The organism is Sphingobacteriaceae bacterium, from assembly GCA_002319075.1.
Lineage (GTDB): Bacteria > Bacteroidota > Bacteroidia > B-17B0 > Aurantibacillaceae > Aurantibacillus.
Genome location: NVQB01000001.1, coordinates 200480 through 214413 on the forward strand (window position 1 = coordinate 200480; position 13934 = coordinate 214413).

At 38.0% G+C, this 13934-nt stretch carries 11 protein-coding genes; 4 read left to right on the plus strand and 7 right to left on the minus strand.

Annotated features, from left to right (window positions below):
• Nucleotides 1–53: 53 nt before the first annotated feature.
• The 3 genes from CNR22_00865 to CNR22_00875 all read right to left on the minus strand — a co-directional run bounded on the left by CNR22_00865 (nt 54) and on the right by CNR22_00875 (nt 5256).
• A complete protein-coding gene (locus tag CNR22_00865) occupies nt 54–3263 on the minus strand; it encodes a hypothetical protein (protein ID PBQ30371.1) in 3210 nt (1069 codons plus the stop codon).
• Between the two features lie 246 nt (nt 3264–3509).
• Entirely contained in the window at nt 3510–4424 is a 915-nt protein-coding gene (locus tag CNR22_00870) for a hypothetical protein (GenBank protein ID PBQ30372.1), read from the minus strand.
• 148 nt (nt 4425–4572) lie between these two features.
• Nucleotides 4573–5256, minus strand: a complete 684-nt coding sequence (locus CNR22_00875) for a protein-L-isoaspartate O-methyltransferase (protein ID PBQ30373.1) — start codon at nt 5254–5256, stop codon at nt 4573–4575.
• 105 nt (nt 5257–5361) lie between these two features.
• On the opposite strand from CNR22_00875, the gene CNR22_00880 reads away from it, so the two are divergent.
• From CNR22_00880 to CNR22_00895, 4 genes are all read left to right on the plus strand, one after another.
• Nucleotides 5362–6327 (plus strand): oxidoreductase, encoded by a 966-nt coding sequence (locus CNR22_00880; protein PBQ30374.1) that lies wholly within the window; start codon nt 5362–5364, stop codon nt 6325–6327.
• 76 nt (nt 6328–6403) lie between these two features.
• A complete protein-coding gene (locus CNR22_00885) occupies nt 6404–7255 on the plus strand; it encodes a hypothetical protein (GenBank protein ID PBQ30375.1) in 852 nt (283 codons plus the stop codon).
• A 3-nt stretch (nt 7256–7258) separates the two neighbouring features.
• A complete protein-coding gene (locus tag CNR22_00890; protein ID PBQ30376.1) occupies nt 7259–8683 on the plus strand; it encodes a polyprenyl glycosylphosphotransferase in 1425 nt (474 codons plus the stop codon).
• A gap of 656 nt (nt 8684–9339) precedes the next feature.
• A complete protein-coding gene (locus tag CNR22_00895) occupies nt 9340–10200 on the plus strand; it encodes a 4-hydroxybenzoate octaprenyltransferase (GenBank protein ID PBQ30377.1) in 861 nt (286 codons plus the stop codon).
• A gap of 165 nt (nt 10201–10365) precedes the next feature.
• On the opposite strand, the gene CNR22_00900 is transcribed toward CNR22_00895, so the two are convergent.
• The 4 genes from CNR22_00900 to CNR22_00915 are packed head-to-tail and all read right to left on the minus strand — an operon-like array spanning nt 10366 to nt 13842.
• On the minus strand, nt 10366–11196 hold the full coding sequence (locus tag CNR22_00900; protein PBQ30378.1) for a hypothetical protein: 831 nt from the start codon (nt 11194–11196) through the stop codon (nt 10366–10368).
• Between the two features lie 7 nt (nt 11197–11203).
• Nucleotides 11204–11629: a tRNA (adenosine(37)-N6)-threonylcarbamoyltransferase complex ATPase subunit type 1 TsaE gene (locus CNR22_00905; GenBank protein PBQ30379.1), complete on the minus strand. Its 426-nt coding sequence runs from the start codon at nt 11627–11629 to the stop codon at nt 11204–11206.
• Nucleotides 11626–12267, minus strand: a complete 642-nt coding sequence (locus CNR22_00910) for a hypothetical protein (GenBank protein PBQ30380.1) — start codon at nt 12265–12267, stop codon at nt 11626–11628. The genes CNR22_00905 and CNR22_00910 overlap by 4 nt, the downstream gene beginning before the upstream one ends.
• A gap of 15 nt (nt 12268–12282) precedes the next feature.
• On the minus strand, nt 12283–13842 hold the full coding sequence (locus CNR22_00915; protein ID PBQ30381.1) for a two-component system response regulator: 1560 nt from the start codon (nt 13840–13842) through the stop codon (nt 12283–12285).
• Between the last annotated feature and the right edge of the window lie 92 nt (nt 13843–13934).

A 13934-nucleotide genomic window follows, 5' to 3' on the forward strand; every position in this document is an offset into this window, starting at 1 on the left:
ATTGGTCTAAAAAAAGAAACCATGCCGTTTGGCATGGTTTCTAAGGGGAAAGATTAGTGTTTTACTATCTTAACAACTTCCGAAGAGGAGTTGGATTGTATTTTGACATAATAAATTCCATTTGCAAAATTTGAAAGATCAATTTTAGTAGACTCTTTCGAACTTGAATTTGAAGAAAGTACACGGCCAGTTAAATCTATTACAGTGATAATTTTATCAGAATTATCAGGTAAAGTAACCGTTAGTTCGCTTGAAGCTGGATTAGGGTAAACACTTAAACCTTTTAAGCCGTTAACTTTTAAACCTAAACACTGACTCACATTTTGAGTAATAGCTGCTTTACTAGTGCAACCATTAGCATCGGTACCTGTTACACTGTAAACAGTAGATACAAGAGGGCTGATAACGATGGATGCACCTTGAGAGATAGCACCTGTTCCACCTGAAACCCATTGATAAGAAACACCACCACCTGCAGTTAAAGTTTGTGGCTCACCAGCACACATTTCATTAGGCTGAGAAGTTGAAACCGTAATAACCGGAGCATTTTTTACTGTAATCATAACAGAAGCTTCTGTATCGCATCCATAATTGTTAGTACCTGTAACACTGTAATTAGTGGTAACTGTTGGACTCACAGAAATATTTGGACTTGTGTTGTTGTTACTCCATACGTAACTGATAGCATTACCAATCGCATTTAGATTAGCAACTTGTCCTGCACAAATACTCATTGAATTTGCAGTAATAAACACTGAAGGAGCTGGATTTACATTAACCATTTGAGTGATAGTACTTGTACAACCACTTAATGCATTCGTAGACCAAAGTGTGTAAGCTATGTTGCTAGCTGGTGTCTCACTGATACTGTTCGAGTTTGATCCATTGCTCCATGTATAAGTATCTGCTCCACTAGCTGTAGATGTAAACTCATCACCTGCACAAATAGTTGTTGTATTTGTGTTTAATGTAACAGTTGGTTGGTTTAAAGCACAAGGAATAGTAATTGATAAATCATCCCAGCTTAAATAGTATGCGTAGCTACCAGATGCTGAAGTTGCTCTAACATCGATATAATACATGCCAGAAGTAGCTACAGTAAATGTATTCGACAATTGTTTGTATACATTACTGATGGCAGGGCCACCTGTACTAGCAATAGAAACTGCTCCTGTTGTAGTTTGTGTAGTACTGTAAAGAATAGAAAGATCTGTCCAGTTGTTGTATCCATAATATTCTGTTTGATACCATACAGAAGCTGAATAAGTAACACCTGCATTTAAATAGATACCGTTAGTGTAAACATGGGCTTGTCCGTAAGGCATATAATTAAATACGCCAAATTTTGTGCCTGTACGAGGGTTTCTTCCCTGTGTATTTGAAGATGTATAAGTGTTAAGAGACGGACCTGTACCTGGTGCATACCAAGAACAATTAGGAAGTTCATCTGCTTTGTTAATTCCTTCAAAACTTTCAAAATACGGAACTACACTTGTAGTAGTAGCTGCAATATTAATAACGTTTGCCACAGTTGCAGTAGTTCCCACAAGAGTACAGCTAACTGCTACTCCATAGAAGGTAGTTGCATTTAAATTTGGTGTAGTGTAAAGCACTGTGTTAGCACCGCTTACAACTGTCCACGGACCAACTGAAGAACTTGTAGAACTTAACCATTGGTAAGTAACTCCAAGATCACTTGTATACCCATTTACGTTGATATTCGCACTGCTGCCAGGGCAAATTGCGTAGGTTGGTGTATTTACAGAAATATTTGTAGGGGTAGCAGCACAAACGTTGCTTAAAAATTCATAAGCCCCAACATCCGGAGTTTGTTGACTTCTAGGAGCACCAAGAACATCCATTGCAACACCTACCGGCGCGCCTGTGTTGTTCATAGTTGCATTTGTAGGATGTAAATCTCCTGTTGCAAGACTCACATACTGCGGATCTAAATTTGATCCATTAGCATCAACACCTTGTGTTGTCCAAGTTCCCATTGAATTTGCCTGAGCCGTTACATATCCTATGTAGTTATTTCCGCCAAGACTATTTACGTAATAATTGTTATTGTTTACTACTACTCCTGTTAAGGATGTTCCACCATTGTAGAAACCGTATTTAGTACCAGTTCCACCTCTTGTAATTGAAATATTATTATTCATTACAGACGCATACATACCATTACCACCGTAGATGTAATAAAATCCATAAGTAGAACCACCAGTTGCTGCAGTATGATCAAAAGATAAAGTATTGTGTAAGAATTTTGTGTCAGAATAATAAGAATAATAGAACGCATAAATTGTTCCGTTAAAATTGATATCTCTGAAAACGTTGTTTGTAACACGGCAAGGATTCACATCCTGAGCCATTGGGTTATAAGACCCCACATAAGCTAAACCATATAAAGTTCCAGTGTAGGCGGTATTTCCGTTATATAATTTTTCATAAATGTTACCGTCAAGTACCATCCCTTGAGATCCGTAACCATAAAGTAAATAAGTAGTTGTGAAAGTTGTTCTGGTTAAACGGTCAATTTTACACCCTTTAATAGTGAGGTTTTTAGAGTAATAGCAATAAACGCCATAGTAGTAAAAATCAGTCATGTAACAATTTAAGAAACTGTTATCATGTGTGTATGCACCTGAACTAGCTCCGTAGTGATAAATACCGTAATAACCACCCACCAAAGTAGAAGTTTTAACCGTATTGTTATTTCCCGGATCTCCGCAGCAGCTGATACCTGTAGCCGAAGAGCTAAAAGCAAAAGGACATTGCGAAGAACTTGTGCCGTTTGCAGGAGCAGAGAACGTACAAGCCGTAAAATTGTTGTAGTTCGCCTGATTAGTTAATAAGGCAATAATTGCGTAAGTAGTATTTGTACCCATCATGTGCAGATTGTTCACATTAAGGTAATCTGTACCATTCAACAATAAAGTATGCGGCGCAGTAGAAGTCGAGTTAAACGTCAAAATACTGTTGTTACCATTTATTGTAATGGTATTTGTAGCCGAGGCACCTGTAATCTGATTAAAAGTTACTTGTTCGGTATAGGTTCCGTTGGTAACGTTCACAGTAAGAGGGCCATTGATTCCACCTGAATTCAAGGTAGTAGCCAGACTCGTAAAACTTGTGTAATTGGTAGCAGATGCAGGGGCAGCGGCGTTAATAGTAACAATGCCGGAGATTTGCGCTCCCATCTTCAACGTGATCATGCTTAGTAGCACAATAAACGTGGTGACTAATTGGTAACTTTTTTTCATAGGTAATTGTGTTAGATTGTTATAAAAACAAACATAATAAAAAAGATTAAAAGTTTAACAAATATTTACAACAAGCGTAACGATTAGATAACCTGAATAGATTTAGACTTTAAACCTTAAAATAGGCGAAAACCCCTTATTGGCAAAGGATAGCAGCGCGAAAAACACAAAATTTATTATAACATGCCCCGTTTATTTGAGGCGAATAAAGGTATCTTTGAGGTAAATAACCTAAAAATATATTTTCTAAAAGTAGAGGTTCAAGCGCAGGGAAGCCGAAAGTCCTCCTAAAAGATTGGTATTATCCGTATCAATTCCCACATGATTAGAGGCGCCCCCATCAATAGTTGTACTTTTTACAGAGGCTCCCGTAGAACCTTGTATATTCGATTGTCCAATGGACTCAAGTTTCGTTTCAGACCTTCCGGAAGTTGAAAATGCGGCACCCCATCCAAACTCTCCGCCTATACTCATCTTTGGCAGTACAAAATATTCTGCCCCAACAAATACACGCGCGCCAATCGTTAATGCCAGGCCGTTTTTCCTTTCTGTTACACGCGCCGATCCTTGCACACCTTGTATCCTTGGAACGGTGTCTACATTGTTTGCGTTACCGAAAATGGGGCTAGACATGGCGTCTCCCGCAGGATCAATAACCAATTGAGGAGAAGAGGAAACGTTTAATTTGTTTCCGTATGTAAATTTATCGTTCGTAGTGGAAAGATAAACACCGCCTTCAACACCATAAACGCCTTGCAAACGCGTTGCTCCACGACGTTTTTCAATTCCAAAACTTAATCCGATGGATGTAGATGCTCTTCTCCAACTATTTTCTTTAGAAGGAACAGCCGCAGGATAAGCTATAATGGTGCTTGATGCCGCTGCGCGGTCTGTTACCATGGCTTTAGTAGTCCAACTGTTAACCCCTATTCTAACTCCTATTCTGTAGGCTGTAGACGCATCCTTAAAATATTTACCAGTGATAGCTTGTGAAGTAGAAACAAAATCAAAACTGGCATTTTTTATCAGGCGTGTGGCATCTAAGCCTATGCTCCAGTCTTTGGCTTGAGGCAAGATAGCCTCCCCATTTTTGGAGGTTAAGTCTTGTGCAAAAGTAGCACCACTAATACATATGGATAAGGCAAGAAGTAAATTTTTCATAGTTGGATTCTATTTCGTGACAAATTTAAAGGTAATATAAATAGTATGGTACAATTAAACGCAAATAAAATTACTTTAGTGTAGACAGAAACTTATTTTTATGCTTCATAAAGCGAGAACATGCAAACCTATTTCTCTGTTGATTTTATTAACTCCCTGATTTATTCTGCAACAAGGGCACAAATTTAAAACTACCCAGAACTTTCTTGTCGAAGTTGCTTTCACTCATTTTTTTTAGCCACACCATTTCTTGCGTTTGCCCTTCACCAAGAGGGATAAGGAGAATGCCGCCAACTTTTAATTGTTGTAATAAATCGTTTGGAATGTAAGGTGCTCCCGCGGTAACAATAATTTTATCGTAGGGAGCATATAATGGCAAGCCTTTGTACCCATCGCCATAAATTAATTTTGCGCCACTGTAACCTATATAGGGCAGAAATAATTTTGTTTTATCAAAAAGGGTTTTCTGGCGTTCAATACTATAAACCTTCGCCCCTACTTCCAGTAATACAGCAGTCTGGTAACCACAGCCGGTGCCTATTTCAAGAACTTTCTCCCCTGGCTTTATTTCTAATTGCTCGGTTTGAAAGGCAACTGTGTAAGGCTGCGAAATGGTTTGTCCGGCTCCAATAGGTAAAGCTTTATCGCTGTATGCGTGATCCAGTAGGGCCGGACGGGCGGTACTGGTGTCAAAAAATAAATGTCTTGGAATTTTTTCTATAGCCGACAAAACCTTTGAATCCTTTATTCCTTTTGTTTTTAGCACATCGACCAAACGTCGCCGTTTGCCCTGGAACAGGTATTCATCTTCTTTAGAAACGTTGTAAAACACGGGTAGTAATTTGAACAGTAAATCTAGAGTAATAAACAAGGGGTGTTTTAAAATTAAATTTTAATTACCAACAGCCGGTTTTTAAAAGAAGTAGTTTTAGGGACTATGATAAAAGATATCGCCTTAATAGGATTAGGGTACATTGGGAAGATCCACCTGCGTTTATTGAAAGAAAACCCGAACTGGAATTTGGTGGGAGTGTTTGATATAGATCAAAAAATAACGAAAGATCTCGCTCTTCAATACAACGTTAAAGCATACCATTCTCTGGAAGAAACTCTGCTAGAGTGTGAAGTTGTAGACATTACCACGCCAAGCAGCACCCATTTTGACATCGCCAAACAAGCCATAATTGCCGGCAAACATATTTTTATTGAAAAACCAGTAACCTCCACACTTAAAGAATCAAAACAGCTTCAAAACCTTATCAAGGAAGCAGGAGTTATCTTCCAGGTCAGCCAGGTTGAGCGCTACAATCCTGCTTTTATAGCTGCCCTGCCCTACACCAAAAATCCGGTTTTTATTGAGGTACATCGCCTGGCCCAATATAACTCCAGGGGGACAGATGTTTCGGTTGTGTTGGATCTTATGATGCACGACCTGGACCTTATATTAAACATTGTAAAATCAAATGTCAGAAAAATACATGTTTCCGGAGGTAACCTTGTAAGTGCTGCCGCTGATATTGTGAATGCAAGAATAGAATTTGAAAATTCGGTTGTTGCAAATATTACCACTAACCGTATGGCTTTTAAAAACAGTCGCAAGTTTAGGGTATTTACTAAAGACAACCTTGTGAGTATTAATTTATTAGATAAAATTACGGAAGTAATTAAATTAAAACCTGCAGTAGCCAATACCAAAAACCTCGTATTAGATCCGGGCAGAGGTTTGCCAAAAAAAGAAATTGTTTTCGAGCATCCAATTATTTTACCAACAAACGCAATAAATGAAGAGTTAAATACGTTCCATAATAACGTTAATTCAAATAAGGTTATAAAAGCCGGCATCGACGATGCTATTCAAACCCTCGAACTGGCGTTTGATATAGAAGAAAAATTGAATTTGTAAAGTTCTTTTTTTTAAGTCTGAACCGTTTTATTTCATTATTTTTGAAACGACGCAAGACAGATTTTATTGGCATTGTATGAGATTACTTTTACTTTTTTGTTTATTGGTTAACCTGTTTTTGCTCAGTTCCTGTAAAAAATACCAAGCGGCAAATTCATCTTTTTTTATTAAGTCTGATGTTATTTCGGTAACAACCGCTTCTGCATCTGAAGGTTCGGGCAGTCATAAAATTACAGACCTATGGCTCTATGTTAACGGCAAATACCAGGGAACCTATCCTGTTGGCAGTCTTATGCCCATTGCTAATAAAGACCAGGCAACCACAATTAACGTATTTGCCGGGATTAAAAATAATGGCATTTCAGACACTCGTATTTTTTACCCTTTTTACCAATTTCTCACACTTGATACGTTTGTAACGGCAGGAAAAACAATTTCAAGGTCTTTTAGCTTTAACTACAAACCGAATACACAGTTTCTTTGGATGGAAAATTTTGAAAATTCGGTGGGCTACTCCCTTAAAACTTCCGATAATAATGTGGGCACACTGCAGTATGCCAGCGCTGGCGATAATTTTGAAGGTAAGTCAATTCTAGCTTCTTTAACCGGCAGCCAGAACTATGCCAGGTTTGAATCGACGGGCAGCGGCTTCGAACTAAAAACCGGGGTGAGCGACATTTTTCTTGAACTTAATTATAAATCCAATGTAGCCTTTACGGTTGGCCTTGCTGATCTCGCAGGCACGCAGGAAGCAGAAGCTGTAGTTGTAAATCCCCAGGCAAGCTGGAATAAAATTTACATTCAGCTTGCCAGCTCTGTAAACGCAATAACTGCAAACAAATACAAAGTATATTTCAAGTTTGTAAAGACCGATGATATTGACAAACAAGTATTTATAGATAACGTTAAACTGCTTTATCTGCCCTAACGTATGAGTCGGAAATTACGAACCCTTTATTATATCCTAACGGATTTTTTGTCAGCGGCTCTGGCATGGACACTGTTTAATTATTACAGGAAGACTCAAATTGATATTTTAAAAACCGGTGGACAGCAGCAAGGGTCTATATTTGATGATCAGTATTTTATCAGTATAAGTATTTTACCTTTAATCTGGGTACTTGTTTATTATTTATCTGGCTCCTACAACAATGTGCTTCGTAAATCGCGTATCAATGAGTTTGTTCAGTTATTGGCCACTTCTATTATTGGTGTAACTGTTTTATTCTTTGTGTTGTTATTGGATGATTCTGTGGTGTCTTACAGACTATATTACAAACTTTATTTTGTTCTTTTTACTTCTCATTTTATAATCACCGCATTTTTCAGATTGCTATTGTCGAGTAATACGAATAAAAAAATACACAAACGCGAATTTGGTTTTAATACGGTTATCATTGGAAGCAACGAGCGTGCTTTAAAAATGTTTAAGGAAATTAACGCGCTTAAATATGGCATTGGGAACAAATTTATCGGCTTCATTCACATAGAAGGAAAAAACGGCTACTCGGAACAATTAAGAAAAGAACTTCCGCATTTGGGGGAATACCACGAAGTGAAAAGCATTATCGAGAGGCACCAGATCGAAGAAGTGATCATTGCCCTCGAAAGCTGGGAACACGAATACATTAAAAACATTGTAAACGATTTAGGTGATCTTGGTGTCATCATAAAAATCATTCCCGATATGTATGATATTTTGAGCGGACACGTGAAGATGACCAGTATTCTTGGAACGCCGCTTATCGAGATAAAAAACCAGATCATTCCGGAGTGGCAGATTTCTGTAAAACGCTTTATTGATGTGAGTGTTTCCATCGTCGTAATTATCTTTTTCAGCTGGCTATATGTGCTTATCGGCATCATTGTAAGACTTGGCTCCAAAGGCCCCATGTTCTTCAGACAGGAGCGTATCGGCATTCATGGTAAACCTTTTTATATTTTTAAATACAGAACAATGGAGATTGACGCCGAAAAAGATGGTCCATCGCTTTCCAGCGCAAACGATCCCAGGGTTACTTCTTTCGGAAGATTTCTTCGTAAAGTGCGGCTCGATGAAATGCCTCAGTTCTTTAATGTAATTATCGGAGATATGAGTTTAGTAGGTCCGAGACCCGAACGTAAATATTACATTGAACGTATAGTTCTAAAGGCACCACATTACAAACATTTACATAAAATTCGCCCTGGTATTACCAGCTGGGGACAAGTAAAATTCGGTTACGCAGAAAATGTGGACGAGATGATTGATCGTTTAAAATTTGATATTCTGTATGTGGAGAACATGAGTTTGCTTCTGGATTTTAAGATCCTGGTGCATACTATTTTGATTGTTTTGCAAGGGAGAGGGAAGTAGTTCTCGACTACGCTCGAACTGACATCGACTACGCTCGAACTGACATCGACTGCGCACAGGCTGGCCTTAACATCCACTGGATGTTAATCCTGCTCGAACTGACATCGACTGCGCACAGGCTGGCCTTAACATCCACTGGATGTTAATCCTGATCGAACTGACATCGACTGCGCACAGGCTGGCCTTAACATCCACTGGATGTTAATCCTGCTCGAAATGACATCGACTGCGCACAGGCTGGCCTTAACATCCACTGGATGTTAATCCTGCTCGAACTGACATCGACTGCGCACAGGCTGGCCTTAACATCCACTGGATGTTAATCCTGCTCGAACTGACATTCTTCCAAGCTTGAGCTGACATTTCTTTCGCGACTGCCGGCCTTAACATCCACTGGATGTTAATCCTGCTCGAACTGACAGCGACTACGCACAGGCTGGCCTTAACATCCACTGGATGTTAATCCTGCTCGAACTGACATCGACTACGCACAGGCTGGCCTTAACATCCACTGGATGTTAATCCTGCTCGAACTGACAGCGACTAGGCTCGAACTGACAGCGAAAACTCCAACTAACAGAGTACATTTCAACTAAAAAGGAGGATTACAGCGTTTCTTGTTTCTTGTTTACTGTATCCATATCTTTGCGGTGCTTATGATCAAGTCCATCAACAATTATTTATCCCTTATAAAATTCTCTCACAGCATCTTTGCATTGCCCTTTGCTGTTATTGGTTTTTCTCTGGCGGTTCAATCGGGTAAAGCCGAATTTAGCTGGGAAAAATTTATGCTGGTAATTTTATGTATGCTCTTTGCGAGAAGTGCGGCTATGGCTTTTAACCGTTACATCGACCGTAAATTCGATGCTAAAAACCCAAGAACAGCGGTACGCGAAATTCCTGCGGGAACAATCGCTCCAGGCTCTGCTTTGGCAATGGTTATTATTTGCTCTACTGGGTTTGTAGTTTGCACCTGGCTCATTAATCCACTTTGTTTTTACCTTTCGCCTGTGGCCTTATTAGTCATTCTTGGTTACAGTTATACTAAACGTTTTACTCCATTGTGTCACTTAATTCTGGGTGTGGGACTGGCCCTGGCGCCAATTGGCGCTTATATCGCGTTAACTGAGGAGTTTGACCTTATTCCTGTATTACTAAGTGTTGTTGTTTTTTTATGGGTGAGTGGTTTTGATATTATTTACGCTTTGCAAGATGATGAATTCGATAAAAGCCAGAACTTAAAATCTATTCCTGTTTTTTTGGGAAGAAAAAATGCTTTACGTCTTTCTGAATTTTTGCACCTGATCGCAGGGTGTTTAGTTGTTGCCGGTTATTTTTCCGGACTCTTTGGATGGCTCTACGTTATTGGCGCATTAGGCTTTGTAGCATTGTTGATTTACCAGCATTTACTTGTTAAACCAGACGATCTGAGTAAGGTCACTTTAGCATTTGGAACTACTAATGGTGTTGCCAGTGTTGTATTTTGCGCTTTTGTATGCGCGGATATTTTCCTTTGAGGCCTAAGTTTAAAATCATGCACAAAATTTGAGATTTAAAAACTTCGCCCGGTTTTAAATTTGATTAATTTTTAAACGCCTCCCCTCAAACAATTTATAAATCGAAAAATGAAAGGCAGTTAGTACGACTGATCTCTTGAGAAAATTCTTACTTTATTGCAACATTTAATTATGTGATTCAAACCTCAGGCCTATAGTTGCCGTTACCTGAGCTGTGAAGAAATGGTGATTAGCATTGCCGTTGCCGCGACCAAGAATGAAACATCTTCTGTAATCCGCATAGGAACCTTTGGCAACAAGTTCGAATAAACCATATTTCAAAAATTCGATTCGTAAACCACTCTCCACACCTACTATCCAACCGGCTACATGCCAATCGTTATTTAATTCCTGTCCGAAAATAGTGACATCTGTTCTGGGAAAAACAACTCCCGCGCCTGGTTTAATAACTGCTGATGCAGAAAAATTTTTATTCGGTTTATAAAACTCAATTTTTCTTACAGCGTTTAACATCCAGAAATTTGCGCCATCGGTATGTTCAAAATGTAAAAAGCGATCCGGATTCAAGATTGTGTCTTTGTCTATAGGTTCTCCATCGATCTGACCTTTTATGCGCACTTTCTGCCAATCATTAACGACATATTTTGTATGATCGTAATTCATCTCAATACCCCATTTATCGTTTATCATAAAACCAACTCTTCCAACAAACTGAGGAATAGTTACGTTGATGACGTCCTTAATTTTATCCAAATCGGGACGATCAGAAGCATGCACATTATAAATAGTAAAATCGTAATTATCTGGTTTACCCCTATACTCATTGGGTTTCATGGAAGTATTCTTAAAATGAATGGTGCTTTTACTATAGGCCGCTTTAGTGTAGCCCCAGGATAAGTAAAATTGTCTGAATTTTTTTTTCGGTAAAAGAGAATCCTTTTGAGCAAACAGACATCCTGAAATCAGAATTGTTGTAAGCAATAAAAAATAGCGCATGAATCAACTAAAAGTGTGAAGCGCGAAGGTAACGATTATTTTCGGTTACTTCTATCTCCATTTTCAGGTAGTCTGACCCTATCAAATTCTCTACGAGCTCGGGCCACTCAAAAAAACAGTAATTTCCAAAACTTAGATGTTCTTCGATGCCAAGATCCAATAACTCCTCCTGACTTTTAAGACGGTAAAGGTCGAAGTGATAAATTTTTCCCTCTGGATAATCGTATTCGTTGATGATTGAATAGGTTGGACTACTGAACTGATCAACACTTCCCAACTGAATACAAAGCTCTTTTATTAGCGTAGTTTTACCCGCTCCCATAGGTGCATAAAGCAAAAACAATTTAGTGTCGGGCGCGAAATCAAGAATTGCCTTCGCGTGTGAAGAAATATCATTGATATCTGAAATATCAAGTTCTAGTGCAGCTTTCATTTTTTCTGAGTTTTTAGATAATGGATCCAGGCAATTTCATTTTCAGTAAGAGTAGATGTCTTATCGAAAAAATCAATTTGCCGGTTTGGGTCGAGATAATACATCACGTTATCCCCCAGGCCCAAAGAGATAAGCTCTTTGGTATCTTCGTTTATAAATCCAATTAAAACCTTGTCGTCATAATTTTTTAAATCACTTGTCTCTTTTTGATAAACATCTGAAAACAGCAAAAGGAACTTTACTTCGCGGTGCTTCAACAAAAACAAAGTACTGTCAACTCGGCCGAGACAAGGTTGACAATAAAGGTAATTGTAGTTTACTACCATTTCTTTTCCTGAAAAATCAGACAGGGCATAGACTTTGTTTTCGGCATCTACAAAATTAATATCCGGAAAATTCATATTAGCTAACTTACCGGTTAAAGGACTTAAACTGTCTTTGAAAAAAAGAGCGCTTCTAACCTGTAATTCTTTAAAGGCAGAAGTATCTTTCCGTTTGATAACCTGTACTTCATGAGAATCAGCTACTTTTTGTCTTTTTAAAATAGCATCAATCTTGTTATGAATACTAAAAAAGTCATCCTGCGAATAGGCAAGATGACTAAAAACAAAAAAGGATATGAAAACTACTACCTTCATTCCAGTCAAAAAAAATTATTTAGCGCTTAATACAATATAAGGAATAATAACTTCCTCAAGACTAACGCCGCCATGCTGAAATGTATTCTTATAATAATTCACGTAGTGATTAAAATTATTTGGGTATGCAAAAAAACGATCTTCCCTTGCGAACACAAAACGTGTGCTGGGATGCTGTTTCGGTAAAAATGCATCAGCAGGATTTTTAATTTCAAAAACCTCTTTAGCATTGTATTCGAGTGCCTTACCTTGTTTGTAGCGGAGATTCGAATTAACATTTTTATCGCCAAGAATCTTAGTCGGTTCATGAACATGCACTGTTCCATGATCGGTAGTGATCACAATCTTTACTTTTTTAGCTGATAATTGTTTTATAATATCAAATAAAGGCGAATGTTCAAACCAACTGTAGGTTATACTTCTATAAGAGGTTTCGTTCTCTGCCAATTCGCGAATCACTTCCATTTCGGTGCGGGCGTGACTTAACATGTCTACAAAATTATAAACAATCACGTTTAATTTATTCTGAAATAAATTATTGATGTTATCAGAAAGTTTTTTGCCGGCATTAAAATTGGTGATCTTATTGTAACTGATTTTAATATCCTTACCTAAACGTTTAATTTGATTTTGGATAAAGGCTTCTTCGTGAAGATTTTTTCCACCTTCTTCTTCATCGTTCAGCCACTGATCCGGAAAACGTTTTTCAATCTCACTTGGCATTAATCCGCTGAAGATCGCATTGCGTGCATATTGAGTAGCGGTAGGCAAAATACTGTAGTATGATTCTTCTTTATCTACTTTATAATATTCCTGAATTAAAGGCTGAATAATTTTCCATTGATCGAAACGCAAATTATCGATGAGTATAAAAAACACGGGCTCTGGTCCATTGCCTAACTCCTGCAAAAAACGATTTTTTACAAGTGTATGACTCATGATTGGAGGATTTGGATCTTTGCCGTTTAACCAATTGATGTAATGCTTTTCGATAAATTTAAAGAACTGGTTGTTGGCGTCAGATTTCTGCATCTTTAATACATCGAGCATACTTTTGTCCTGAAGTTTGTCCATCTCCAACTCCCAGTAAATAATTTTTTTGTAAAGGTCTGCCCATTCGTCCCAGCTCAAATTTTCGTTGATGGTCATTCCAATTTGTCCGAATTCCTTACGGTAATCGGTGTTGGTTTTTTCACTTATAAGACGCCTGTTATCCAATGCCTTTTTAAGAGACAACAAAATTTGATTTGGATTCACCGGTTTAATAAGATAATCGGCAATCTTACCTCCAATAGCATCATCCATAATGTGCTCTTCCTCACTTTTGGTGATCATAATCACCGGTAAATCAGAATTAAGTTGTTTAATTTTCAATAAAGTTTCGAGTCCTGAAATTCCTGGCATGTTCTCATCCAATAAAACGGCATTGATACTGCGGTCTTCTCTAACAATATCAATAGCTTCATCTCCGCTCAGTGCCGGTACAACTTCATAGCCTTTTCCATCCAAAAACAAAATGTGTGGTTTTAAAAGTGCTATTTCATCATCGGCCCATAATATTTTTATTTTATCCATTCTCTGATTGTTTTATTAAGATATAACGTATTAAATTTATCTCTATTATTTTAATTGACGAATATATTAACGAATTTTGGAGTTTTAGATTT

What these genes read in the sequence shown, in the direction of transcription:
- CNR22_00910 (PBQ30380.1), bottom strand. Translation starts at nt 12,267, where the DNA reads ATGAAGGTAGTAGTTTTCATATCCTTTTTTGTTTTTAGTCATCTTGCC.
- CNR22_00905 (PBQ30379.1), bottom strand. Translation starts at nt 11,629, where the DNA reads ATGAAAGCTGCACTAGAACTTGATATTTCAGATATCAATGATATTTCT.
- CNR22_00890 (PBQ30376.1), top strand. Translation starts at nt 7,259, where the DNA reads ATGAGTCGGAAATTACGAACCCTTTATTATATCCTAACGGATTTTTTG.
- CNR22_00870 (PBQ30372.1), bottom strand. Translation starts at nt 4,424, where the DNA reads ATGAAAAATTTACTTCTTGCCTTATCCATATGTATTAGTGGTGCTACT.
- CNR22_00900 (PBQ30378.1), bottom strand. Translation starts at nt 11,196, where the DNA reads ATGCGCTATTTTTTATTGCTTACAACAATTCTGATTTCAGGATGTCTG.
- CNR22_00915 (PBQ30381.1), bottom strand. Translation starts at nt 13,842, where the DNA reads ATGGATAAAATAAAAATATTATGGGCCGATGATGAAATAGCACTTTTA.
- CNR22_00880 (PBQ30374.1), top strand. Translation starts at nt 5,362, where the DNA reads ATGATAAAAGATATCGCCTTAATAGGATTAGGGTACATTGGGAAGATC.
- CNR22_00865 (PBQ30371.1), bottom strand. Translation starts at nt 3,263, where the DNA reads ATGAAAAAAAGTTACCAATTAGTCACCACGTTTATTGTGCTACTAAGC.
- CNR22_00885 (PBQ30375.1), top strand. Translation starts at nt 6,404, where the DNA reads ATGAGATTACTTTTACTTTTTTGTTTATTGGTTAACCTGTTTTTGCTC.
- CNR22_00895 (PBQ30377.1), top strand. Translation starts at nt 9,340, where the DNA reads ATGATCAAGTCCATCAACAATTATTTATCCCTTATAAAATTCTCTCAC.